The organism is Leptospira fluminis, from assembly GCF_004771275.1.
Taxonomy (GTDB): domain Bacteria; phylum Spirochaetota; class Leptospiria; order Leptospirales; family Leptospiraceae; genus Leptospira_B; species Leptospira_B fluminis.
This window is the reverse complement of the sequence record NZ_RQEV01000018.1, coordinates 66,846-90,729: the sequence shown is the minus strand read 5'-3', so window position 1 is coordinate 90,729 and position 23,884 is coordinate 66,846. Positions and strand designations below refer to the sequence as shown.

The 23,884-nt window shown below is 47.5% G+C and carries 22 protein-coding genes; 7 read left to right on the top strand and 15 right to left on the bottom strand.

The annotated features are described in order from the left end of the window. The first annotated feature begins 89 nt into the window (after positions 1-89). Entirely contained in the window at positions 90-746 is a 657-nt protein-coding gene (locus EHO61_RS16845) for a phosphoribosylanthranilate isomerase (RefSeq protein WP_135766176.1), read from the top strand. Beyond that, positions 736-3,294, top strand: a complete 2,559-nt coding sequence (gene mutS, locus EHO61_RS16840) for a DNA mismatch repair protein MutS (protein WP_135814728.1) — start codon at positions 736-738, stop codon at positions 3,292-3,294. Before EHO61_RS16845 ends, mutS begins: the two co-directional genes overlap by 11 nt. 22 nt (positions 3,295-3,316) lie before the next feature. Here mutS and serB read toward each other — a convergent pair whose 3' ends face one another. From serB to EHO61_RS16800, 9 genes are all read right to left on the bottom strand, one after another. Continuing rightward, the gene (gene serB, locus EHO61_RS16835) at positions 3,317-4,183 is read right to left on the bottom strand and encodes a phosphoserine phosphatase SerB (protein WP_167884898.1); all 867 of its coding nucleotides are present in this window, start codon (positions 4,181-4,183) and stop codon (positions 3,317-3,319) included. A 7-nt stretch (positions 4,184-4,190) separates the two neighbouring features. Then, positions 4,191-4,937 carry a GDSL-type esterase/lipase family protein gene (locus EHO61_RS16830; RefSeq protein WP_135814727.1) on the bottom strand — a complete coding sequence of 249 codons (747 nt, stop codon included), beginning with the start codon at positions 4,935-4,937 and terminating at the stop codon, positions 4,191-4,193. 32 nt (positions 4,938-4,969) lie between these two features. Beyond that, positions 4,970-5,140: a hypothetical protein gene (locus tag EHO61_RS17275; protein ID WP_167880118.1), complete on the bottom strand. Its 171-nt coding sequence runs from the start codon at positions 5,138-5,140 to the stop codon at positions 4,970-4,972. A gap of 158 nt (positions 5,141-5,298) precedes the next feature. Continuing rightward, the gene (gene bioB, locus EHO61_RS16825) at positions 5,299-6,390 is read right to left on the bottom strand and encodes a biotin synthase BioB (protein WP_135814726.1); all 1,092 of its coding nucleotides are present in this window, start codon (positions 6,388-6,390) and stop codon (positions 5,299-5,301) included. A gap of 62 nt (positions 6,391-6,452) precedes the next feature. Continuing rightward, positions 6,453-7,757, bottom strand: a complete 1,305-nt coding sequence (gene bioA / locus EHO61_RS16820) for an adenosylmethionine--8-amino-7-oxononanoate transaminase (RefSeq protein ID WP_135814725.1) — start codon at positions 7,755-7,757, stop codon at positions 6,453-6,455. Beyond that, positions 7,754-8,419 (bottom strand): dethiobiotin synthase, encoded by a 666-nt coding sequence (gene bioD / locus EHO61_RS16815; RefSeq protein ID WP_135814724.1) that lies wholly within the window; start codon positions 8,417-8,419, stop codon positions 7,754-7,756. Before bioD ends, bioA begins: the two co-directional genes overlap by 4 nt. A gap of 1 nt (position 8,420) precedes the next feature. Then, positions 8,421-9,563 (bottom strand): aminotransferase class I/II-fold pyridoxal phosphate-dependent enzyme, encoded by a 1,143-nt coding sequence (locus EHO61_RS16810; protein WP_135814723.1) that lies wholly within the window; start codon positions 9,561-9,563, stop codon positions 8,421-8,423. A 19-nt stretch (positions 9,564-9,582) separates the two neighbouring features. Next, positions 9,583-10,563 carry a malate dehydrogenase gene (locus EHO61_RS16805; RefSeq protein ID WP_135814722.1) on the bottom strand — a complete coding sequence of 327 codons (981 nt, stop codon included), beginning with the start codon at positions 10,561-10,563 and terminating at the stop codon, positions 9,583-9,585. A 30-nt stretch (positions 10,564-10,593) separates the two neighbouring features. Further along, positions 10,594-11,658 (bottom strand): DsbA family protein, encoded by a 1,065-nt coding sequence (locus EHO61_RS16800; protein ID WP_135814721.1) that lies wholly within the window; start codon positions 11,656-11,658, stop codon positions 10,594-10,596. 346 nt (positions 11,659-12,004) lie between these two features. Here EHO61_RS16800 and EHO61_RS16795 point away from each other — a divergent pair, with 346 nt between their 5' ends. Together EHO61_RS16795 and EHO61_RS16790 are read left to right on the top strand one after the other, a co-directional pair. Further along, positions 12,005-12,325, top strand: a complete 321-nt coding sequence (locus EHO61_RS16795; protein WP_135814720.1) for a hypothetical protein — start codon at positions 12,005-12,007, stop codon at positions 12,323-12,325. 3 nt (positions 12,326-12,328) lie between these two features. Further along, the gene (locus tag EHO61_RS16790; RefSeq protein WP_135814719.1) at positions 12,329-12,970 is read left to right on the top strand and encodes a hypothetical protein; all 642 of its coding nucleotides are present in this window, start codon (positions 12,329-12,331) and stop codon (positions 12,968-12,970) included. Positions 12,971-12,980: 10 nt separating this feature from the next. Here EHO61_RS16790 and thrB read toward each other — a convergent pair whose 3' ends face one another. Next, the gene (thrB, locus tag EHO61_RS16785) at positions 12,981-13,937 is read right to left on the bottom strand and encodes a homoserine kinase (RefSeq protein ID WP_135814718.1); all 957 of its coding nucleotides are present in this window, start codon (positions 13,935-13,937) and stop codon (positions 12,981-12,983) included. 96 nt (positions 13,938-14,033) lie between these two features. Here thrB and EHO61_RS16780 point away from each other — a divergent pair, with 96 nt between their 5' ends. Beyond that, on the top strand, positions 14,034-15,497 hold the full coding sequence (locus EHO61_RS16780) for a sodium:solute symporter family transporter (RefSeq protein ID WP_135814780.1): 1,464 nt from the start codon (positions 14,034-14,036) through the stop codon (positions 15,495-15,497). Here EHO61_RS16780 and EHO61_RS16775 read toward each other — a convergent pair. From EHO61_RS16775 to EHO61_RS16755, 5 genes are all read right to left on the bottom strand, one after another. Continuing rightward, a complete protein-coding gene (locus EHO61_RS16775) occupies positions 15,475-16,287 on the bottom strand; it encodes an alpha/beta fold hydrolase (protein WP_135814717.1) in 813 nt (270 codons plus the stop codon). The genes EHO61_RS16780 and EHO61_RS16775 overlap by 23 nt on opposite strands. Continuing rightward, a complete protein-coding gene (locus tag EHO61_RS16770; RefSeq protein WP_135814716.1) occupies positions 16,272-17,261 on the bottom strand; it encodes an SH3 domain-containing protein in 990 nt (329 codons plus the stop codon). Before EHO61_RS16770 ends, EHO61_RS16775 begins: the two co-directional genes overlap by 16 nt. Positions 17,262-17,265: 4 nt before the next feature. Beyond that, on the bottom strand, positions 17,266-18,483 hold the full coding sequence (locus EHO61_RS16765; RefSeq protein WP_135814715.1) for a pyridoxal phosphate-dependent aminotransferase: 1,218 nt from the start codon (positions 18,481-18,483) through the stop codon (positions 17,266-17,268). A gap of 56 nt (positions 18,484-18,539) precedes the next feature. After that, on the bottom strand, positions 18,540-20,234 hold the full coding sequence (locus EHO61_RS16760) for a DNA repair helicase XPB (protein ID WP_135814714.1): 1,695 nt from the start codon (positions 20,232-20,234) through the stop codon (positions 18,540-18,542). A 78-nt stretch (positions 20,235-20,312) separates the two neighbouring features. Then, positions 20,313-21,215 carry an aldose epimerase family protein gene (locus EHO61_RS16755; RefSeq protein ID WP_135814713.1) on the bottom strand — a complete coding sequence of 301 codons (903 nt, stop codon included), beginning with the start codon at positions 21,213-21,215 and terminating at the stop codon, positions 20,313-20,315. A 229-nt stretch (positions 21,216-21,444) separates the two neighbouring features. On the opposite strand from EHO61_RS16755, the gene sppA reads away from it, so the two are divergent. Next, on the top strand, positions 21,445-22,332 hold the full coding sequence (sppA, locus tag EHO61_RS16750) for a signal peptide peptidase SppA (protein WP_135814779.1): 888 nt from the start codon (positions 21,445-21,447) through the stop codon (positions 22,330-22,332). A 38-nt stretch (positions 22,333-22,370) separates the two neighbouring features. Next, positions 22,371-23,789, top strand: a complete 1,419-nt coding sequence (locus tag EHO61_RS16745; protein ID WP_135814712.1) for an MBOAT family O-acyltransferase — start codon at positions 22,371-22,373, stop codon at positions 23,787-23,789. Positions 23,790-23,884 lie beyond the last annotated feature (95 nt).

Here is a 23,884-nt window from a genome sequence, read left to right as displayed (position 1 = left end):
CAGGAGGTTCTAGTCTTGTATAGAAAAGAGGGAAAATAATTCGAGCGGGAAACCGACCTCGGAAAAGTTTTTCGCGGACGAACATAGGAATGACGGAAAAAGTAAAAGTAAAGATTTGCGGAATACGGGACTCCGATACGATGAAGCTTTGTGTGGACGAGGGGGCCGACTTTATCGGTTTGAATTTTTCCCCCCTTAGCGTCCGAAACATTTCTCCTTCCCACGCTGCTTCCCTACTCTCTGTCCTGGAAAACGGGGTTCCGAAGTTTCTCCGACCTAAGGTCGTTTTTTTGTTCTACCGAAATTCCCTCTCTTTCGTCGAATCCGTATTAGGTTCCCTTCCGTACGACTATTTGCAGTACGTAAGCGACGACAATCTGGTTCCCGGAAACGCTTCCCCCTTGTACGGACAAAGAAATTCCAGAATCCTTTCCTACCGAGTGCAAAAACCCGTCTCCGACGAAGCGCTTTCCTCTTTGGATTCCGATCTGCTGATTCTAGACAGCTATGTTACCGGTGCGGGAGGAGGAACCGGGGAATCCTTTCCCTGGGAATATGTTCGAGGGGTCAAACGTCCTTTCTTTTTGGCCGGAGGACTAAAGCCGGAAACCGTAGCCCGAGCCGTTCGGGAAATCTCCCCGTTCGGGGTGGATGTGGCGAGCGGAGTGGAATCCTCTCCCGGAATCAAGGACCGGAATTCGATCGTTTCATTCATCCGAAACGCAAAGCAAGCTCATGTCGACTGAACGGATAGAGGCGGATTTTTCCGCGGCACTGGACACGCCTATGATGCGTCAATATATGGACATCAAGGCGAAATTCAAAGACTCCGTCCTTTTCTTTCGAATGGGAGATTTCTACGAAATGTTTCTGGAGGACGCGAAAATCGCTTCCGCGATCCTGGACATCGCTCTCACAAAAAGACAAAACTCCGTACCGATGTGCGGAATTCCGTACCATAGCAAGGACGCTTATATCGCAAAACTTCTCTCGGCGGGAAAGAAGATCGCGATCTGCGAACAATCCAAACCGGACGATTCCAACCCCAAGTTGATGACTCGGGAGGTGGTCCGGATCATCACCCCGGGCACGGTTATCGAAGAAAACCTACTTTCTGGGTATAGAAGCAATTATCTCTGCATGATCCTCCCGAAAACGGCCCTCGTATTCGTCGGTATGGCGGACGTATCGACGGGAGAAGTGTTGCAGTTCGCGATCTCGGTTTCCGATCCCGAGGGCCTATCGGCCGAACTGGAAAAATTCCAACCCAGCGAAATCTGCGTTTTGGAAAAGGACAAAGAAAGAATTCTCGGTTGGGAAAGATTAGGAGAGAAAAACTTCACCGTTCTTCCCGCTTCCGCAGAAGGCGGCAACGAAGTCAAAGATCCTTTCCATTCCGTCAGAAATTGCCTCGAATATTACGTTCGAGAGAACTACCGGGACGGTTCCCTAACCTTAAGGGAGGCAAAGGTTTTAAACGCCGGATCGTTTCTCGAAATGGATCGGGAAACGATTCTCAATCTGGAATTGACGGAAAACGAATACGGAAAAAACCATACACTCTTTTCCGTATTAAATTTCTGTCATACTGCAAAAGGGAAAAGACTCCTAAAACAGAGGATCCTTTTTCCGGAAACGGATCTTGCCGTGTTGGAATCCAGATGGGAAAAACAGGATTTACTCCGGAAAATTCCTTCCCAACCGATCCTACAATCCTTAAAGGATTTGGGAGACTTGGAAAGAATCCTGACCCGATTCCGGAACAATAAGTCGGCGCCCCGGGATTTTAGGACGATCCTGACGGCAATCGAAACGGCTTTTTCCTTGAAAGAAACGTTGCATGCGATCGGCTATCCCATCCGGTATCCGATAGCGAAGCTGACCGATCTGGAGACCTACATTCGGGAAAGACTTCATACGGAAGAACTACCCGTAATATTAGGAAACGGTAAATTTCTAAAGGACGAATTCCTTCCCGAATTGGATCGCGCGCGGGAAGCCGGTTCCAAAGGAATGGATTGGATCTTGGAATTGGAGGCTTCCGAAAAGAAAAGCACGGGACTTTCCACCCTCAAAATCAAATACAACAAAATCGTGGGATATTTCATAGAGATTTCCAGAAATCAAGCCGAGCAGGCTCCCAAAGAGTATTTAAAAAAACAGACTTTAGTCACCACTGAAAGGTTTACGAATTCGCGTTTGGAGGAAATAGAAAGAGCCATTTTAGAATCGGACGACACGATCCGGATTCTGGAAAGAACCGAATTCGAAAAAATGACTGCCGAAGTATTAAGATTCACGAACGAGCTTTTGGAATTGTCCGAGGAATTCGGAGATTTGGATTTTCAACTTTCTCTAATAAAGGCCGAAGAGAATTACGGCTGGACCAGAGCCAAATTCAGCCAGAATTCCGGCAGTTTCATGAAGGATTCCAGACATCCCGTTGTGGAGGCCGCCTTACCGGTAGGGTCTAAATTCGTTCCGAACGATGTGCAATTGGATACGGGCGACAACGCGATCGCAATTCTGACTGGACCGAATATGGCCGGAAAATCCACGTTCATGCGACAAATCGCCCTCAACCAGATCCTATTCCAGATCGGTTCCTGCGTCTCCGCGACCAAGGCGGAGCTGCCTATCGTGGACAAACTGTTTACCAGAATCGGAGCGGGAGACAATCTTACTGCGGGGGAATCCACCTTCTTTGTGGAGATGAAGGAAACCGCGCATATCCTGAGAAACTGCACTTCTCAATCCCTGTTATTGTTCGATGAAGTGGGAAGAGGGACTTCCACCTACGACGGAATGAGTATAGCCTGGGCGATTTTGGAATTCCTTTCGGAAATGCCCCGGAGACCTAAGACGGTATTTGCGACACATTACCACGAACTTACGGAACTCTCTAGGCTTCCTGGGATTTGGAATATACATATGGAAACTTTAGAAAAAGACGATAAGGTGCTTTTTCTAAAGAAAGTAAAACCGGGAAAGGCGAAAAAGTCCTTCGGAATCTACGTGGCTCAATTGGCGGGTGTTCCCGAAACCGTGGTAAAACGCGCCGGCGAAATTCTTTCCGACCTCGAATCCAGGAAAAAGGAAATTCGAATCCAAACCAGGGAACCTTCCCTATTCCAGGATTTTCAACCTTCCTCTCCCGAACAAACGTTTTGGAAGGAATGGAAAAACGAGATTTCCTCTCTACCCTTAGACTCTATGACTCCGATAGAAGCCCTCCGGTTGTTGGACGAATGGAAAAGAAAATTGAATGCTCGGAAAAAAAGCGATCAGGATTGATCGTCCGCTTTGCTACTCTAGTTTAGCTCTCGAATAGATAGAGCAGTACATCCATGGGCGCAAAATCGACCCAATTCATGATCGTGTTTTTCAAGCCTTCCTTAGCGTGAAACCCTATTCCGATCCCAGCTTCGCTTAACATTAATTGGTCATTAGCGCCGTCGCCTACGGCTATCACGTTTTCCTTTTCGATCCGGAATTTTTCCCTAAGTTCGACCAGGGATTCCTTTTTTACGTCCTTATCCACGATCCTTCCGGAAACATTTCCGGTTAGCTTCCCGTCCTTCCTTTCCAAAAAATTGGCGCGGACCTCGTCGATAGGATGCTCCGTCCGGAATCTTTCCAGAATGTCCTGAAATCCTCCGCTGAAAACGGCCGTCTTTGTGCCTTTTCCTCTCAGCCTCTGAAGAAGGTCCGAAACACCTTCGTTTAACGAAAGTCTGGAATACAGGTCCGTCAAGGCTGTCACCGGCAAATCCTTCAAATACGAACAACGTTTCCTTAACGCGTCCTGGAAATTCAAATTTCCTTCCATGGCTTCCCTGGTGACTAAGGAAACCTCCTCGTAAACTCCCGCAAAACGCGCCAACTCGTCGATCACTTCCTCGCGAATCAGGGTGGAATCCATATCGAAGCAAAAAAGGGATTGTCCTACGATGCGGCTTTTTACCGACAGAACGTCGATTCTAAATCGGGAAAGTTCGCTGCGGAGCCGAACCAGGTCTTCGCGGGAAGAAAGGACGAGAGAATCGGTCAGGAAACATTTCCATCCGCTCGGAACGGAAATATTCGTATTTTCGAAACGTCCTTGGTCGGAGCCTAAGCGGATAAGAGCATTTCGGATTTCCTCTTTCGCATTTGCGGACGGTTCTGTAAAGAATAGTAACACTGGAACGTTATTTCAATAGGGGCTTGATCTGCTTGGCCCAGATCTTATACGCGTTTTCGTTTACGTGAATCTTATCCGTCTTTCCTTCGTATTCTAAAGCCAATTCTTCGCGCAGGAACGGAAGTCCCTTCGTTCGAAAATACGGCCATATATCCAGATAACTAAAATTCGGACTTCCTGCGGCGATTCTCGCCAAGGCGGAGTTTACGATCGGCGACACGGAATTCACTTGCCCGCTCAGTACGGGAGGGATTCCCAATAAAATCACTTTCGCATTCGGCAAGACCGTCCGGATCCGAGAAACGATCTCCCTTTGCTTCGATTCTATATAATCCAAACACTTCCCTTCTCGGATATCGTTTCCCCCGATTTCCAGAATAATGTAGGAAGGCTTCAGAGGAAATACGGTGCTTTCGAGTCTGCCCAAAAGAAGCTCGGTCATGTCCCCCGGAATCCCTCGGTTGACGGAGCCGGGAAATTCCTCCTGCAAGAGTCCCGGTGGGAAGCCCGCCATCAGGCTGTTCCCTACAAAAACGATCTGGGCCGTCTTAATCCTTGTATTCTCTTTGGAATAAAACTCGATCGCTTCCCGGTATTTTGCCTGATAGAGCGTCCAGAAATCCGGATCTCTGGAGCCTAGATTTCCTACGCATTCGAAATTCGGATGGTAATAATCCACAATCTTCGCATTTCTAAGACTAGCGCAGGAGGGAAGAAGAAGTAAGAAAAAGCAAACGCGAACGAAAATTGTCATACGCCAAGACAAAATTTCCTGAGGACTCTCAGTTATTCGTTGTCCTTCATATGGAAGCGCTTGTGCCAATCGGCGATCTGCGCCTGCAGATATTCTTCCGTATCACATATACGGAATTCGATGGGGTTGTTGGAAACTGTATCGATCAATTTGGCTTCAATATAGCCGTTTTTTAGTTTATTGATCTCGATCTTATATTTCATCCGACAATCTCTCCGTTATATCCAGGATTTTTATCCTACCGAGAGTTTCAATCCATTACGAATTTCCGTTCCGAAAACGAACGATTTCCATCTTTCCTCTCCGAACCGGATTCCGTAAAAACATCCTGGATTTCATTACTACGACCTTCGAAATTTTTCTACGGTTTTTTCCTGAATTTGTAAAGTTCGGGAAAATTCTCCGCAGAGTAAAGATAATCATTTCCTAAAATGCTTTCCCAATCCACCTCCGCGCCTTTTCCGGAGGAAAATTCGGGCAGGAATCCAGCGTCTAAAATCAGTTTGACGGTTTCCAGCGCGTCGGACCCTTTCACGTTCAGATATCCGCTGGCAAACAGCGAATTAGCCGCGAATAAAGCCATGCTTTGCAGGCTTCTGAGATGCCCTTCTCTTCCGGCTGCAATCCGGACTTCGGAGTCCGGATTCACCAAACGGAAAGCGATCAACACTCTCAGACAAAACTCGGGAGTTAAAGGTTGGGGATGTCGAACGGCATGACCTGCTACCGGAATAAAGAAGTTGACCGGAATGGAAATCACGCGCAGAGCCTTGATGTCGAAAACCACATCGACGATATCCTTTAGAGATTCGCCCATTCCCACGATTACTCCCGAACACATTCCGATTCCCGCCTCCGAAAGATGCGAAATCGTTTCCACTCTTTGCTCGTAGGTATGGGTTTCGCAGATTTCGGGATAATGAGACTTGGAAGTATTTAGATTATGGTTGTATCTATCCAATCCCGCTTGCTTCAGGATTGCGGCCTTTTCTCGATCCAACAATCCCGCAGAAAGGCAGACTTTTAAACCGAGTTCCTTGTGTATCCTTTCTATGGTTCGAGCCAATTTTTCGGTCGTGCTTTGGTTCGGTCCCGTCCCGGAGGTAACCATACAAAAACGGTATGCTCCGTTCTCTTTCGCCAGAACTGCGTCCTGGAAGATTTCTTCTTCCGATTTTAAAGGATATTCCTGTACGCCGGAATTCGCATTTTTGCGCTGAGCGCAATAGCCGCAATCCTCCGGACAGTGGCCGTTTTTAATATTGTCCAAGATATGAATTCGAACCGATCGCCCGAAATATTGTTCTCTGGCTCGATACGCCTGATCCAAACATTCCGTGAGGGGAATTTTTCCCTCTAAAATGGAGAGAGCCCCCTCGCGACTGATAAGACTAGGCACTTCGGAAAGTACTTTTTCTTCCACTGTACCTGGTTTTTGGGTTACGGTTTGCATTCTCCCGATAGTTTCTAGGACCCTGGGCAATTGGCAATCGATATTCCTGTCCAGAAGAAATGTCAAGAAGGCACATGATACGAGGAAAGTGCGATTCGGATGGCTCCGAAGATTCGGTCCAACGATTCTTTAGAAATCGTATAGGGAGGGGTCACATAGATCACATTTCCGAGGGGTCGCAGAATGACTCCGTTTTCCAGACAAATCCGTTTGAATTCTCTAGCATAGGAATAGATGTATCCGGGCTTTTCTTGCCCGGTTTCCAACTCTCCCACTCCCACTGCACCCAATACCCGAACATTCCTAAGCTTTTCCGGAAACTCCGCCCGAATCCTCGACCACCCTTCCTCTAAGCCTAGTTCCACCCGTTTCACATCATCCAGCCGATTTTCCTCTTGGAAAATTTTCAAGGAGGCCAAGGCTACCGCACACCCGGAAGGATACCCGGTCATCGTGTGTCCATGATATAAGGTCTTTAGCGGCTCCTCGGAAAGAAATTCCTTATAAACCTCTTCCCGAACGAGAGTGACGGCGAACGGTAAAATTCCCGCAGTTAACCCTTTTGCCAAAGCGATCATATCCGGCACGATATCGGCGGTTTCGTACGCGAATTTGCGTCCCGTTCTTCCGAAACCGGTGAATACTTCGTCTAAAAGAAGCAAAATCCCGTACCGTTGCGTGAGATCTCTTAGTTTCTTTAAAACCTCGGGTTTGTGAAAAAGCATTCCACCCGCACCGGCGATCAAAGGCTCGAGGACGACTCCGACTACTTCGTCGGAGTGAAGGGAAAGATAGGCTTCCAACTCGTCCAGACAGTCTTCCGAACAGGTTCTCGGATTTTTTCCGACCGGACAATCATGGCAGGCCGGAGTAACAAAATCCTTGGTGGAAAAAAGCAGGGACTGAAACACCCGATTAAAAACGGAATCTCCCCCCACGCTCATCGCACCGATGGTATCTCCGTGATAGGAGGACGAAAATTTTATAAAAACTTTTCGTTTCGTATCTCCCCGATTTCGAAAATACTGCCAGGCGATTTTCAGCATGATTTCCAAAGCGGTAGAACCGTTATCCGAATACACAACTTTGCGGAATTTCCAATTCGTGAATTGGAGCAGCTCGTGAGCGAGTTCCAATGCAGGAGGATGCGTAAAACCGGCGAGCAAGACGTGATCTAACTGGTCCACTTGGTCCTTCAAGGCCTGCACTAATTTAGGATGATTGTGACCGTGTATGCTCACCCACCAGGAAGAGATTCCGTCCACGTAATCCTTTCCGGTTTCGTCATATAGGAATTCCCCTGTAGCGGAAACGATTTTCAAAGGAGGGTCGGCGCCCAACTGGGATGTATAAGGATGCCAAATCAAGGAAACAGAATCTCCGGTAGAATTCCTTTTGGATCGAACTCTTGCTCCACCCTATGCAGGAATTCCTGGCGAGCCAACCTTCTGTCCGGCAATAAAAACGTTCCTAATAGGCCGATCTCGCTCGCCTCGATTACGGTACGGATATTGTCGGAGCGAAGCGGATTTTCAGGACCGATAAAAAATACGCCGTGACATTTGATGGAAGCCCGCTTCATAGCCTCTATGGAAAGAAGAGTATGATTGATCGTGCCCAATCCGGTGGATGCCACAAGAACGACCGGCAATTGGGATTGTGCGATCAAATCGATATTATAATAATACCTTTTCAACGGAACGTAAAGCCCTCCGGCTCCTTCGATTAGAATTTTTTCTGAGCGGATACTGAAGAGATGTCTAGATAATTCCTCGGTTTCCACCTGAACGTTCGCTAATTCCGAAGACAAATGAGGAGAAGCCGGAATCTCGAACGTGTAATAGTTCTTCAAAAAAAATTTCTCGTTCAGACCCGTCAGATTCATGATCTTGACTCGTTCCGAATCTTCTCCCGTCTGGATCGGCTTGAAATATTTTACTCCCAAGGCTTCAGCGTATTTTGCTAAAAACAGGGAACAAAACAGAGTCTTTCCTACGTCCGTCCCGGTGGCCGTTACGAATACCGCCAACTTATCTCCCCTTAAGAATTCCTATAAAGCGGTCCAGGTCCGCCTTACGCAATTTTGCGTTCACAGAGACTCGAATTCTGGAAACATCCACCGTCGGAGGTCGGATTGCCTTTGCCTGAAAACCGGACCGGAGAAACATTTCGGCAAATTCCAGAGAGTGGGATTCGTCGCTTAATAAAATCGGGACGATCTGCGTAACTGAATCCCCGAAAGAATAACCTGCAGATCGAATCGCTTCCCGCAAAATTCCGGCAAACTCTAAGATCCGCCTGCGGTCTTCTTCCATGGATCGCGCGAGTCCGATAGCGACCAATCCTGCGTGGGCAATAGCGGGTAAGGATCCCGTGGAAAAAACGAAGGTCCGAGCGCAATGCATTAAATAACGTCTCGCATCCTCCGAACAGGACACCATCGCGCCTTCCAATCCCAATGCCTTGCCGAACGTGGACATCCGAAAATCGACCTTCCCTATTTCCGCTTCCGACAATTGTTCTCGGGCGCAACCGGACCCCTCGGGTCCGAAAACACCTATTGCATGCGCCTCGTCCAGATACAATAAGGCGCCGTATTTTTCTTTCAAACGCAACAGCTCAGGGATCGGAGCGACGTCGCCGTCCATACTGAAAACGGTTTCGCATACGATGATTTTATTCTTGGAACCGGAATGTTTTTCCAGTAACTCTTCCAAATGCAAGAGGTCGAGATGTCGGAAATAGACTTTTTTTGCTCCCGAAAGACGGATTCCGTCCATTAAAGAAGCATGATTCTTTCGATCGGCAAATACGACGTAGGAAGGATCGCAGATACAGGACAGAGCTCCTAGATTTGCCGAATATCCGTTTGAGAAAAAAAGGGAGGCCGGAGCTTTTAGCCAAGAGGAAAACTCTCGTTCCAGACGCTCGAATACTTCCCGGTGGCCCCGAACCAGCCTGCTGGCCGTAGAACCTGCGCCGTAAATTTCTATGCCTTCTTTGAGAGAGTCCAGTAAGACAGGATGTCCGGAGAGCCCCAGGTAATCGTTGGAGCAAAGATCGATTCCGGTCGGGGGTTCCAAAGACCGGATTCGATTCGTGGCTTCCAGCCTATCAAAGAAGGCAGGTAACTCACCGTAAAACGGGGGTTGGATGGTCTTCGGTTCCCGCACTTCTTTGATCGGAAAGGAATTAGAGCATTCCTTTTACTTCTTCCCGCTCGGATTTTAGTTCGTCGTGAGTGATCTTGAACTTCTCTTTTGCGAAATCGTTCAGTTCCAGATTCTTAACGATTTCCACCTTCTTACCGTCTGATTTCACGGGAAACCCGAAGATCAATCCTGCATCCGCACCGTAGGAACCGTCGGAAGTCACCGCCACGCTGAACCAATCTCCTGCGGGAGTAGGAGTGATGATTTGTCGGACAGTATCTACGACTCCGTTTGCAGCGGACGCCGCAGAGGAAGCCCCGCGAGCTTTGATAATTTCCGCACCTCTCTGCTGTACGTTCTTAATAAAGTCGCCTTTGAGCCAATCATGATCCTTGATCACGTCGGTAGCGGTCTTTCCGCCGATTTTTGCGTTATAAAAATCGGGATACTGGGTGGAAGAGTGATTTCCCCAGATTCCCAGGTTCGTCACATCTTTTACGGGAACTCCGGCTTTGGAAGCCAACTGAGACTTGGCACGGTTCTCGTCCAATTTGGTCATCGCAAACCAACGATCCGAAGGAATTCCTTTCGCGTTATTCATAGCGATGAGGCAGTTCGTATTGCAAGGATTTCCGACGACTAGGACCTTCACATCGGAGGCCGCGTTCTTCTCTAAAGCCTTTCCTTGGTTCACGAAAATTCCGCCGTTGATTTTCAAAAGGTCTCCCCTTTCCATCCCAGCTTTTCTAGGAACGGAACCTACCAAGAGCGCCCAATTCACGTTTTTAAACGCGGTATCCAGATCCGAAGAAACGCTGACTTTTTGCAGTAGGGGAAAAGCGCAGTCTTCCAATTCCATGATCACACCTTTGGCTGCCGGCAGAGCTGCCTCCAATTCCAACATCTGGATTTCCACCGGAGTATCCGCTCCGAACATTTGTCCAGAAGCGATTCGAAAAAGAAGGGAATAACCGATCTGCCCTGCGGCGCCGGTAACTGCTACCTTGACTGTGTTGCTCATAAAATGCTATCCTACCTATATATCTTCAGATTAATTCTTCAACTCTTGATCGATGATTTTCGTAAACGACTCGATGGGTTGGGCTCCTTCCACCATGATCCCGTTGATGAAAAATGCCGGAGTTCCGTTGACTCCGTATTTTTGTCCCTCGGCTATATCCGCTTCGATTTCCAGTTTTTGTTTGGATTCGTCCGCGATACATTTCTGAAACTCGGGCATATTTAAGCCGCTCTTTTGAGCGAGAGAGATTACATTCTGTCTTTCCAGATTCCCGCTATTTTCGAATAATTGGGAGAAATAATTCCAATATTTCCCTTGAGGAATCGCACAATTGGCGGCCACATGCGCAAACATCGCATTTTGGTGAAAGGGCAAAGGAAAGTCGCGGAATACCCAACGAATTTTGCCCTGGTATTTTTCCCTCAGTTGCTTGGTAACATCCTGGCTTCTTTTGCAGAAAGGACATTCGAAATCGGAAAATTCCACGATCGTCACTTTTGCATCGGCAGGACCGAGGGAGGGATTGTTTCCGGTAGCCACTTCTATTCTAGAAGGAGGTGGAAGTTCCTGTACTCGAATGTCTATATCGTATTTGCTTCTGAGCTGTTGGTAAAATGACTGGCGTTCTTCGTCCTCTTTGACCCTTTTCAGGAAACTGGAAATGTCTCCTTGGACCTGCTGGTAGGACTTCCCTTTTAACGCGGGGATATTGTCTTTGTATTGGTTATAAGTGGCGACTTTTTCCTCTTCCGTAGGCTCGTAATTCGCGGCGAACTTTGTCAGTGCGTCCACGGAGACCCCTCTTTCCTTCGCTTCTAACTCTAACACCTTATCGTTCGCGAATTGGGAAAAAAGTCTGTATATTCTATCGTTATTGTCCGACGCGTATTTTCGATAAACGGAAGGATTAGATTCCTTCACGTCGTTTAACGTATAATAACGGTGTCCTATCTTAACGTACTGCTCGGGAGAGAAAAATTTAAATACAGGATAGACTGTAAGAAGGACATAAACTCCGAAGACTCCCGCTAATACGGACGTTTTGTTCAGCTTAGAAAAAAGGGTGGCAAACCGGGGAGAACTCTCTTCCGACATAATCTCCTGTCCTGGGAAAAACTTCCCTGACTACCAGTTTAGAAACCGTCACCCCTCTGGCAAACGATTAAATTCGATCCCGTCTCGGGGCGGATTTTCACTCTTTTTTCATCTCTGGTCCGCTCCTCAGTAGCATTTTTTGGAATCTAGTACAACTCCCAAGGGGAGAAAATTCAAAAAATCATTAAGCCCTTTTTCTTCCAGCCGATGATCAATATAGGGAAATCTCGAGTGATCGGTCCTTTTTCCAGGCAATCACGGAGTCTTCTCCCGAAGGACTTTAGGACTATCCGGAACTGGACGGAGCAGTCGTGGAAAATGGACCTGAAAACGGAGGTTTAGGTTTATGAACGTTAACGGAATACAAAACGGGGGTAAATATTCCCCTCAATGGTTTCCCCCACCCAAAGAAACGGATCGAACGGAAATCCGATCTTTGGACTCGGTGGAGTTGGGAAATTCGAAAATAGAATCCGGTAGCAAGGGAAAACTTCCCGAACCGGAAGAGCTGGTGATGAAGCCTTCGCCTGTAAGCACCGAGGAGAGAATGAGTCAAGTCATCAGTCCGGAACAAATGAAAGATCTTTTGTCTATGATCGTCAGTTCCCGTTTTAGTAGGGAAACGAACGAATCAAAGCCGGTCCGTAAAATCGATCAAAAAGGCTGATCTTTGTTTTTTTTTCCGGCATTATTGTACTCTCCCAAACTGGACCTTTTCCTAATCGTCCTCGCAATCGTCTCGTTCGTAGGCATGGCCTTCTTTTTTTATTGGGAAGTCTTTCGCCCCTACTCCGCCAAAATGCGCCCGGGACAAATGGAGCCTCCGGAAGAAGGCGACTTTGCGGAGATCGTCGTTCCGGAAAGCACTCGCTATTATAAATTCACCGTGGGCCAATCCTACGGAGATATCGTCACTCTCTGCAAATCCATCCAAGACGAGCATCTCGTTTTCGTTCTAAAAAAGGGAAAGGAGAGCGAAGATTACGATATTTTGATCCATCGGAACGGACCGGTACTGGTTAAGCCTCCCAGAATGCAATTCTTTACGAAGATGGAATCGGAGGAAAAATTAGAGAGTCATGAAATCATCGGACAAACCGCTTTCTTCCGTATTTCCGATAAGATCAACCGGGAAAGGATGACCCAATATTTCGAGATCGGACTGACTAGCGCCTTCTTCATCAACAAGATGGGAAAGGAAAGAATGAAATTCATTTTCACCGTGCAAAAAATCCATCCCGGATTAGCTCTCCGTTCCAGAGACAAAAAGGGAATTTATTCCTTCGGGAAGGAAAGAAGCGAAGAGGAATGATTCGAAAACGTTATAGTTTTCTGGATCGGATCCTAGCCCCGTTCGTATCGATCCCGATACGGACCAGTTGACAGGCGATCCCGGTTTCTTCCGTGAATTGTCGTACCAAAGGACCGAGTTTTCCGGCGATCCTCTCCGAATTCTTTCTCTGACAATAGAGAAGTACAGAAGGGCCGCTACCGGAAAGAGACAATCCGATCACTTCTTTGCGAACCTTGTCGATCAAAGGCATCAAAGGAAACTGGGAATTCATACGATAGGGCGTGTGAATTCGATCTTCCAAAGCTCTTTCCAGCAGCTTGGGTTTACCCGAATCCAAAAATTCCCACCATGTTCCCAAACGACTCATGTTAAAGAGCACGTCCTCAACGGAATATGCGTCCGGTAAACATTTCCGGGAATGGTTCGTTTCGATTTCGAATCGAGGGATGAGGAAAAAGCAATGGATTCCTTGCGGAAATTTTTTCTTAAAATAAAAAAGCCGGCCTTCCGCAAAATAAGAGAACACGAATCCGCCCAAATAGGCCGGCGTCGTATTGTCCGGGTGCCCTTCCAACAACGCTAGCTTGTACAAAAAGTCCGCTTCATTGGGAAGGGAAACGTCCGGATAATAGGTCTGGTGCGCGAATCTTGCCGCCGCGTATCCTGCGACCACTGCGCTCGCACTGGAACCCAATCCGCCTTTCAGAGGAAGATCCAACTCCATGCGAACCGTATAAGGAAACGGATTTTTCCCGGGAAGAAAATTCGAAAAATAATTGCGGTAGGAAGAGAGCACAAAATCTTCCTTTTCGGAAAAAGGCGGGACTTCCATGCCTTTGACCTTGCTGGAAAAAGAGTCGGAGGATCCGAATTCGAAGTCGAATCGATTATAGATTTTGAAAGCAAGGCCGAACAAATCGAATCCCGAACCGAGATTCGCGGAAGTTCCCGGAACTTGAACCTGTAATCTGTACCTGGACCCCATGACGACCTGACAATCGCCATTCTTCGGTCGCCACTTCGATCGTCATTTGCTTTTCTTCTTTTCAATTCGAACGCTGCGGAAACGATGATTTCCCGTATGTATTTCGGTTGGATGGACGCTTTCGTAGTATTCGTTTATTTCGCTCTCGTTCTGTATTCCGGTTGGAAGACAAGTAGAAAGGAACCCGACGCCCAGGAATTCTTTCTAGCCGGAAGAACCCTTTCTTGGATTCCTCTCTCCTTGTCCATTGTAGCGACGGAAACCTCTGCTCTTACGTTTCTGGCCGTGCCAGGAATTGCGTACGCCGGGAATTTCACCTTCCTGCAAGTCGTATTGGGATACATTTTAGGCAGACTCATCGTAGCCCTATTTCTTTTACCGCTTACCTATCACGGTAACTTCATGTCTGTGTACGAGTGGGTGGGAAAACGATTCGGACGGAATTCGCAGCGTTCCATGTCGGCTCTTTTCTCCGTTACTAGAATTTTGGGAGACGGAGTGCGACTTTACGCATCCACTCTGCCTATCGCGATTTTATTGGAAGTCGCAATCTCCAGATTTTCTTCCGTGCAATTCTCTGCTCACACGATCGGGACGATCTCGCTCTTTTTAATCACCGCAGTGACGTTGGCTTACACCATGCAAGGAGGATTCCGCTCCGTCGTCTGGGTGGATACTTTACAATACTTCGTTTATATCTTCGGCGGAATATTCGCGCTCGCATTGTTACTGACGGAAACCGATAGTATCCCGGATATTTTTCAGGCGGCATGGAACTCTGAAAAATTGAAGTTTCTAGAGTGGACGGATCCCAGAGCTACGTATTTTCTTCCTTGGGCCGTTTTGGGAGGCGCACTCTTAAGTTTGGGTACTCACGGCGCGGATCAGATGTTCGTCCAAAGAGCATTGGCTGCGAGAAACTTAAAAGCCGCCCAAAAAGCGATGGTGATTTCCGGCCTAGCCGTATTCGTTCAAATGTTCCTCTTTCTGACGATCGGGACCCTTTTGTATTTCAGATACGGAGGAAAAAACCTACCCCAAGACAAAGTATTTTCCGAATTTCTAATCCACGAAGTTCCCTCCCCTCTGATCGGTCTACTCTTGTCGGGCATTCTTGCGTCTACGATGTCTACCTTATCCAGCTCGATCAATTCCCTGTCTTTGACTGCGAAAGTCGACTTCGGTTGGAAATCTTTGGGGGAAAAGAAAGGAAGTTTTTTATTCGGAATTCTTCTCTTTCTCAGCTCTTATTTTTTCTTTTCCCTTCCGGAAGAAAAAACCAAAGGACTACTCGAATTGGGATTGAAGATTTCCTCTTTTACGGTCGGATCCATGGTTGCGGTATTTTTGACAGAAGTGATTCCCTTCTTACGGGCGAAAATTCATCCGGGAGACTTGGGTCTAAGCGTTTCTTTGGTAGGAGCCGTTTTAGGAACAGGAATCCTAGGGACGATATATAAATTCGGATTCACGATCTTGGTCCCGATCGGCATGATCCTATTTTGGATTCTTGCACTCGGAGCAGGAATCCTTTTGGTTAAGAAAAAGAAGGCGAGCTGAGGATACGTAGCACAAGTTCTTTGAATTCCGCCGCGCGGGTAAAATGCATGTAGTGATCCCCTTGGGGTATCGTGTAAAATTCCGCTTTGGGAAAATACTTCAATGCCAAAGAACGATCGGTATCCCGAAAATATTCCGACATTCCTCCGATGAGGAAAGATGTCGGTCCTTCATATCTCCTATCCTCGTCCGTGTATTGGGAATCGAACATGCGTTTGGAGTTTTCGATTCCTCCGACGTTCAATTTCCATCTATACCCGCCCTCTTCTCTACGTTCCAAATTCATTAATAAAAAATTTCGAATGAACGGATCCGGGACGAACTCGGTCATTTTGAAGTCCACTTCTTGCCTCGACCTCGCGTTCGTAACGTCCACTTTCAAGGCGGAAAGTTCTCCCTCGTAAGCGAATTCGTAGTCTCTGGGGGCCACGTCTTCCACGATCAAACGGGAAATTCTGCCCGGAATATCCAAGGTCGCCTTCATAGCGGTCAGCCCGCCCATCGAATGTCCTAATAGGATCACGGAAGAAAGATTCTGATCCTCTAAGAATTCCCGCACGTCTTCGGCCATGGCTTTTATCGTATGAATCGGAGAGTGAGGGGAATCTCCGTGATTTCTCAGATCCAATGAAAACACGTCGGTGAGTTCGCTCAAGTACTCGGATACGGTAACCCAATTTTTGGAGGATCCGAACAATCCGTGAAGAATCAAAATCGGATCCGAAAGGGAAGAGGAAAAATCCTTCTTTTTAGGATAAAGTTTAAATGCCAATCTCACTTGGAGCCGCATTCCTCTTGGATGATCTTCCATTTGGAATGGAATTTTTTACCGTAGCGGTAAGGCAACTCCTGGAGAGTCTTCCTGAAGGAAGAAAGGATTTCCGCTTTAGGAAGTTTGGTATCGCAAAGGAACGTTTCTCTGTCTTTCACGTAATGCTGGAGGCGTTTATCGATCTGAGAGGAAAAAATCTGGGAATAATTTCCGTTGGGATTCAACCCTAGATACTTGAGTCTCCTGGATTGCTCGTCTTGTAGGACGCATATCGGATCCGGACCGCATTTCACTTCCGGAGTATTTTTTACGGCAAGATAAGCGGCAAAATCCCCCGGTTTTGAATTCGGATTGGATTCGGCGATTCTCCAAAAAGCCTCTGGACGAACCCGAAATCGACTCCCTTCTTTGGAATTCGTGTTGGAATCCGTCCAAGTTCCTTCTTTGGTACGGATTCCGATTTCCGAAGGGAACTTTTTTAAAAGATCTTCTAGCTTGCTCCCCGTCTTCGCCCTGACTTCGGCGGATTGTAATTTCTCCAGGTACTTTTGTAATACCACCAAGCGACGGATTTTTAAAAATAAGAACTCGTCTCCTCTAAAAACCGTTCCCTCTTCTACTCCGGTTAAATATGAGAACACGGACTCCAATTCCGGGACCCCGGAATCCTGGTACAAAAGTCTTTCCACCGCTTTCGTAATTACGTTGTATGTTCCGCGGCTTCCGATTCGAAACAATGAACCGGAATCCGCCCAGCCTTTGAGGCCGTCTCGGTCCGTCAGCAATCGAAACTTGGATTTGGATTCCCTCAAGTTTTCGGAATTTAGGATCTCACCGAAGGAAAGTTTTCTGAGCACCTCGGATTTCTTATCCGGGAACAGGTACAGGGACGTACTCGGCTCCAGCACGATAAATTCATTTTTAGACTCTCCGAAAATCGGAGAGAAGAGTAGCCAACTCAGGATAAAAAGGATCCAGTGGCGTTTCCGCATGCACCTATCGGGAGAAATCCCTCACCATTTCGGCGATCCGAGAAACACCTTTTTGAATATCGTTTTCGCTCATCGCATAGGAAAGACGTAACGCTTCGTCGTCTCCGAAAGCGATTCCGGGAACGGCAGCCACCTTATATTTGTCCAGAAGGTGAGCGCAAAACAATTTGCTTTTGCTCTTTTCCTCCGATGAGGCCGATAGTTTTTTGAAACCTTGCGTTTCATATACTCCGGTGAGATACGGGAAGACGTAAAAAGCTCCCTGGGGAAGATTCACTTCCACACCTGGAATTTCTCTTAAGAGCCGCACGATCAGATCCCTTCTTTTTTGGAACGCACGCGCCATTTCGAGCACACAACCTTGGTCCCCTTTCAAAGCGGCTTCCGCGGCCGCCTGGGAAATGGAAGAAGGATTGGAGGTGGATTGGCTTTGGATCGTATCCATGTTCTTTACGATTTCCACAGGCCCGACTCCGTAACCGATCCTCCACCCGGTCATAGAATATGCTTTCGAAACTCCGTTAACGATAAAGGTTAATTCCTTGAGTTCGGGAGAAATCATCGCCAGATTGCAGAATTCGAAACCGTCAAACACGATTCTCTCGTAGATATCGTCGCTCATGACCAGGAGCTTATGTTTCAAAACGACTTCGCCTAACGCTTCCAACTCCTTTCTGGAATACGCGGATCCGGTAGGATTCGAAGGGGAATTCAGAATGAGAACCTTTGTTTTCGGAGAGATCGCCTTTTCCAAATCGGCGGGAGAAATCCGGAACTCGTTCTCTTTGCTCGCGGAGACTAGGACCGGGACCCCGTCCGCAAGCCGTACGATATCCGCGTAGCTGACCCAATACGGCGCCGGAATGATGACTTCGTCTCCCCTGTTCAAGGTCGCTAGAAAGAAATTGTATATGACCTGCTTTCCGCCGGTGCCGACGATGACTTGGTTTCTGGTATATTCTAAACCGTTATCCCGTTTGAACTTCGTGAGAATTGCGTCTTTCAATTCGACCGTGCCCGAAACGGCGGTGTAACGGGTCATTCCCTTGTCGATGGCGTTTTTAGCGGCTTCCCGGATATGGGTAGGCGTTTCGAAATCCGGTTCCCCGGCTCCGAAGCTGACGATGTCTTCCCCTTTCTTTTTCAATTCGGCGGCTTTGGCACTAATGGCCAAGGTCGGAGAAGGTTCGATCACTTCCAACCTTCTAGCAATCCAGTCCATTTCTTCCTCTCTTTTCGTTTCAGTCAACATTAGCGTAAGAAACCTTCCCTTTCCGGTTAAGCTCCGACCTTCTCTTCCGAAGATTCGCGGAATTGGTCGAGAGTGTAAATTTCGTATTCGTATCCTTGCTCGGTCAAAAAGAGCTGCCTATTTTGGCCGAATCTTTCTTCGTTCGTATCTCGGGAAATCAGAGAATAAAACACCGCAGTATTATCCTCTCCTTTCGGTCTCAGAATACGACCCAATCGTTGCGCTTCTTCCTGACGCGAACCGAAAGTTCCGGACACCTGTATCGCGATATTGGCGTCAGGTAAGTCGATGGAAAAGTTCGCGACTTTACTGACCACCAAGGATTTGATCCTGCCGGACCGGAAGGCGTCATACAATTCCTGTCTTTCTCCGAGAGGAGTCTTACCCGTAATCAGAGGGATTTTAAAGGTCTTGGAAATCTCTTCCAACTGGTTGATGTATTGGCCGATTACGAGCAAATGCGACTCGGAATGCTTCTTCATGATCAGGTCGATCGCCTTCATCTTTTCCGGATTTTCGGAAGCGAGACGGAATTTCTCCCTGTCGTCGGCGATGGAATATCGCATCCTCAAATCGTCGTCCATGGAAACCCGGATCTCTCTGCACTTCGCTTCGGCGATCCACGATTTACTTTCCAATTCCTTCCAAGGGACGTCGTATTTCTTGGGTCCGATCAGACTGAACACATCCTCTTCCAATCCGTCTTCCCTCACTAAAGTGGCGGTAAGGCCAAGTCTTCTCTTCGCCTGCAATTCGGAAGTCATACGGAAAACGGGAGCGGGAAGAAGGTGCACCTCGTCGTAGACGATCAATCCCCAATTGTTCGCGCTGAACAGATGGAAATGGGTAAAATCCCCTCCTTTCTTTTTCCGATGTGTAAGGATATTGTACGTAGCGATGGTGATGGGCTTGATCTCCTTCACCTCTCCGGAATATTCTCCGATATCTGATTCAGGAATATCCGTCTTATCCAAAATTTCGTTTTTCCACTGCCGGATGGAAAGCGTATTCGTAACCAGAATCAGAGTTTCCGCTCCTACGATCTGCATGACCCCGATTCCCACGATGGTCTTTCCGGCGCCGCAAGGTAGAACGACGACTCCGGAACCTCCTTCGTTGCCTCCCCCCGCATGAAAGACCTCCACCGAAGCGCGCTGGTAGTCTCGCATTCCGAACTTTCTTCCCGACTTGGTGGTGGGCCTGAGATTAAAACCGTACTTATTCCCTTCGTCATAACCTGCGAGGTCTTCGACCGGGAAGCCGATTTTAATCAATGCCTGCTTGATATGCCCGCGAAATTCTTTTTTAATATAGATTTTATCGGCTATCGTATTTTCGATATACGGTTGGACCGCACGGTGGTTGGAAATCTCCTGGAGAAAACCCTTTTCATTAGAAATAATGCAAAGATCTCCGTTTTCTTCCTTTACCAATTTTACTTTTCCGTAACGGCTAATCTGTTCGCGGATCTCGTTGATTACGTTTTTAGGGACCGAGTACCTGGAATACTGCTCCAGACATTGCACGATCTCGTCAGCAGTCATTTTGATCGAAGCGGCGTTCCATAGGGAAAGCGGAGAAATTCGATAGGTATGCAGGTATTCGGGACTCTTTTCCAGTTCCGCAAATTTGGAAACGACGGTCTGGCAAGCTTCGAATTCGGGGTTATCCACCTCGAGAAGCATGGTCTTGTCGCTTTGTACGATTAAAGGTTTACTCATTTGGATGCGGAATCTCCCTGTAACTTAGACTGAAAACGACCCCTTTCTTGTCAAGAAGAAAGCCTGTATAAGGCGGAATCATGTAGGTTTCACTAAAATTCTGAATTCTCCGGAAAGCTCGGAATAGCTTTTAAGTTCGGTTAATCCTTGACCGGAAATGAGAGCATTTCCGGGAGCGCTGCAAGGCTCGACTGCGATCGAACTTAAATCGGGACTCGTGTAGATTTGATAATATTCCAGAGGGATCTCCTTTTCTTGCCCGGGAGGACTCAGGATCGTGATCGAATACTTTTCCTTGCAATTTTCTAATATAACTCTCGGATCCTTTCCGTAAAACAAATGATCCATCGGTCGGATCTGTCCGTCAGTCACCGAATCTATCTGATTCGAAACGGAAGGAATGTACGGGAGCAGTTTGTCGTCCAATTCCAGATTTTTGTCCAAGTGGAGATGGATCCTCCAATCCGCCGGACTTCCTTCCAATTTGAAATAAGGATGATAACCGAATGCGAATCGAAGCGGATTCGCTTTTAAATTATTGAATTTAATTCGGATCGTGAGTAGTACTCCGGAACCGATCTCTTCTAAAATGATTTCCTCTCTAACTGCGACCGCAGCGGCCGGACTATCTTCCCAATGATCCGGGATCAAAACCCGAAATTCCGCCCCCCTCTCCCCAGGAAATACCTTTAAGGCCTTTCTAGATAAGGAATGCATGAATCCGTGCACCGGAAATCCGTTGGAATCCTTTACGATTTCGGGAAGTTCCAACTTCTTTCCGCCGAAAACCAATTCCGAAGATGCATGTCGGTTCACCCAAGGAAACATGAGAAAACAACCCGAACCGAAAGGGGCCTGCTCTTCCTTCCACGGAGCGAGGATTTCGATTTTTTTGGAAGTTTTACTGTGGATCCAGTCCCAAGCGATCCAATGCGTCCCGTCCGTCGTAAACGAAGAGTTTTCCGTCCGAAATTTGAGCATCGCGGAAAGAAGTTGGGGAGAACTTCCGATTGGGAAACAAAAAAACAGTTTTGCCCGTATTTTTTGCGGGAGAAACCGGACTGGGAAAGGAATTGATGACTAGGTCTTGTCTCCGAATATGGACATCCTGAGGTCCTAAATGACTGCCCTTCGCATTCTTGCCAAATCCTTCCCTCTTACGATCTTTCTATTTGCGTTTTCCTGCATCACTCTCCCGCAAACGAGGCAGCTGGTTCCCGTGGAAAAGACCGTCTCCGGTCGGGATAAGGACAAGATTTTAGTTCTGCCGATAGAAGGAATCATTTCGGACGACTCGAGAGAAGGAAATATATTTACCGGAGAAAAGGATTCGGTACTTTCCTCGGTCAAATTGCAACTGTCCTATGCGATGGAAGATCCGAACCTCAGAGCGGTCATCTTAAAAATCAATTCCCCCGGCGGAACGGTTACCGCGAGCGATATCATTTATCGGGAAATCCTGGAATTTAAGAAAAAGAAACATGTCCCCGTTCTGGCGCTTTTCATGGATACGGCGGCTTCCGGAGCATATTATATTTCCATGTCTTCGGATTACCTCTTGGCTCACCCTACTACGGTAACCGGATCTATCGGCGTGATTATGCAAGGGATCAATGTAAAAGAGGGTCTGGATAAGATCGGTATCAAGGACCAGTCCATACGTTCCGGGGAAAATAAGGCAGTCGGCTCTCCCTTGGAAGAACTCACCTCCGAGCAGAGAAAACTATTGCAAGGAATCGTGGACAACCTGTACGATCGCTTCTTCGAAGTCGTAAAAACAGGAAGGCAGAAAGTGAAGGAAGGCGATCTCAAAAAGTTGGCCGACGGACGGATCTTTACGGCATCGCAAGCGATGAAACACGGATTAGTGGATGGCATCGGCTATTTCGAAGACGCAGTCACCGTAACGATGCGTTTGCCCGGATACAAAATGACTCCCGGAAATGCAAACCCGAGGGTGGTATTTTATTCCCACGCAAAAGAAAAACCGGAAACGTTCTATCATATCCAAGGATTCTCTCCCGAATCCCCCACTCTATTGGAACGAGTCGGATTCGGGGCGAATCGGGTCCGCTTTTTATATATGTTCTCTCCTTGAAAAGGAAATCGGTTCGGAACTTTCGGTAACTTTCCCGCATGCTATTCAATTCCCTTCCGTATCTCGCGCTATTTTCCGTAACTTTTCTGCTGTATTGGTCCTTTCCGCAAAAATGGAGAAAGGACCTTTTGCTCCTAGCTTCCTTACTCTTTTATTTTTATTCGGGCCTCGCGTTCACCGCTCACTTTCTGACGGTCATAGCCGTGAATTTCTTCTTTTCCCTAAGACTATGGAGAGAGAAATCCCAAGGCCGATCCACTTCCAGAACCTTATTCTGGGTCATAGCATTAAACTTTCTGAATTTAGCTTTTTTTAAGTATTTTTATTTCCTGCTGGAAACTTTGGATTTATTCAAAGGAGGTTCCGCCTTTTCCGATTTCGGGAAAGGGGTTCATATACCTCTCCCGCTTGCCATCAGCTTTTATACGTTCCAATTGGTGGCGTTACAAGTGGACATCCATAGGAATCACGTACCCGATCGAATCAAAGCCTCCGATTACTTCCTCTTCATATTATTTTTTCCGCAACTCATCGCCGGCCCGATCATGCGGACCACGGATTTTCTCCCAAAACTCGACAGGCCTTGGATCGACTTCGATCGAATCAAATGGGGAGTGTTTCTCATATTATCCGGCCTATTCAAAAAAGTGGTGCTCGCGGATAATATTGCGGTCATCGTAAATCCGATTTACACGCAACCGTCCGCTTACAACGCGGGCGCCCTGTATTTAGGCCTGTTCGGATTCATCAGCCAAGTGTATTGCGATTTCAGCGGATATACGGATATCGCCCGCGGTTCGGCCTTTCTTTTGGGATACGATATTCCGGAAAACTTCCGCGGTCCTTTCCTTTCCCCTTCATTTCGTGAATTCTGGGGACGTTGGCACGTAACCCTGTCCACTTGGCTCAAGGATTATCTGTACATTCCCTTGGGCGGAAGCCGAGGTGGAGTTTGGAAAACCCAGTGGAATTCCCTCCTAACGATGACCTTGGGAGGACTTTGGCACGGGGCGAATTTCGGATATCTCATTTGGGGCGCGTATTTAGGGATCATTTTGGGTGCGGAAAGACTCTTGTCTCCGGGAAATCCGAAAGACCAACCCGAACCCAAAGGGCTCCGACGTTTTTTCAGGATCGCGTTGACTGTTCATTTGTTTTCCCTGTCCGGAATTTTTTTCCGAACCGCGGCGATGGGAAAGGAATCTTTACGTTTGACGAAGGAGTACTTTTTAGGTTTCGGGAATCTCTTTTCCGGGAAGCCGATTCCACGTTGGGAAGAATTGTTTCTATTCGTGCTTCTTGCCTTTTTTTGGAATGCAGTGCAATATTACCCTTCTTTGCGTGACAGGATTCGCTCTAGATTTACCTCGCTTTTGCCCGTTTTCTCCGTGGTGGTCCTGCTTTTACTGGGAATCTTCGGAGACGGAGGAGGAGACTTCATCTACTTCCAATTTTAATGAGATTCGGTTTGCCCTAGGCAGGGCGTTTTTCCAATATGTACCCCGGCTTAGGCGTCCCGTAAGAAACGAAGTTCGGATCTCCTTTCCACCGG

Excerpts from the sequence above, each read along its gene's own strand:
- EHO61_RS16845 (WP_135766176.1), top strand. The coding sequence starts at position 90 with ATGACGGAAAAAGTAAAAGTAAAGATTTGCGGAATACGGGACTCCGAT.
- mutS (WP_135814728.1), top strand. The coding sequence starts at position 736 with ATGTCGACTGAACGGATAGAGGCGGATTTTTCCGCGGCACTGGACACG.
- EHO61_RS16830 (WP_135814727.1), bottom strand. The coding sequence starts at position 4,937 with ATGACAATTTTCGTTCGCGTTTGCTTTTTCTTACTTCTTCTTCCCTCC.
- EHO61_RS17275 (WP_167880118.1), bottom strand. The coding sequence starts at position 5,140 with ATGAAATATAAGATCGAGATCAATAAACTAAAAAACGGCTATATTGAA.
- bioB (WP_135814726.1), bottom strand. The coding sequence starts at position 6,390 with ATGCAAACCGTAACCCAAAAACCAGGTACAGTGGAAGAAAAAGTACTT.
- EHO61_RS16805 (WP_135814722.1), bottom strand. The coding sequence starts at position 10,563 with ATGAGCAACACAGTCAAGGTAGCAGTTACCGGCGCCGCAGGGCAGATC.
- EHO61_RS16800 (WP_135814721.1), bottom strand. The coding sequence starts at position 11,658 with ATGTCGGAAGAGAGTTCTCCCCGGTTTGCCACCCTTTTTTCTAAGCTG.
- EHO61_RS16795 (WP_135814720.1), top strand. The coding sequence starts at position 12,005 with ATGAACGTTAACGGAATACAAAACGGGGGTAAATATTCCCCTCAATGG.
- thrB (WP_135814718.1), bottom strand. The coding sequence starts at position 13,937 with ATGGGGTCCAGGTACAGATTACAGGTTCAAGTTCCGGGAACTTCCGCG.
- EHO61_RS16780 (WP_135814780.1), top strand. The coding sequence starts at position 14,034 with ATGTATTTCGGTTGGATGGACGCTTTCGTAGTATTCGTTTATTTCGCT.
- EHO61_RS16775 (WP_135814717.1), bottom strand. The coding sequence starts at position 16,287 with ATGCGGCTCCAAGTGAGATTGGCATTTAAACTTTATCCTAAAAAGAAG.
- EHO61_RS16770 (WP_135814716.1), bottom strand. The coding sequence starts at position 17,261 with ATGCGGAAACGCCACTGGATCCTTTTTATCCTGAGTTGGCTACTCTTC.
- EHO61_RS16765 (WP_135814715.1), bottom strand. The coding sequence starts at position 18,483 with ATGGACTGGATTGCTAGAAGGTTGGAAGTGATCGAACCTTCTCCGACC.
- EHO61_RS16760 (WP_135814714.1), bottom strand. The coding sequence starts at position 20,234 with ATGAGTAAACCTTTAATCGTACAAAGCGACAAGACCATGCTTCTCGAG.
- EHO61_RS16755 (WP_135814713.1), bottom strand. The coding sequence starts at position 21,215 with ATGCTCAAATTTCGGACGGAAAACTCTTCGTTTACGACGGACGGGACG.
- EHO61_RS16745 (WP_135814712.1), top strand. The coding sequence starts at position 22,371 with ATGCTATTCAATTCCCTTCCGTATCTCGCGCTATTTTCCGTAACTTTT.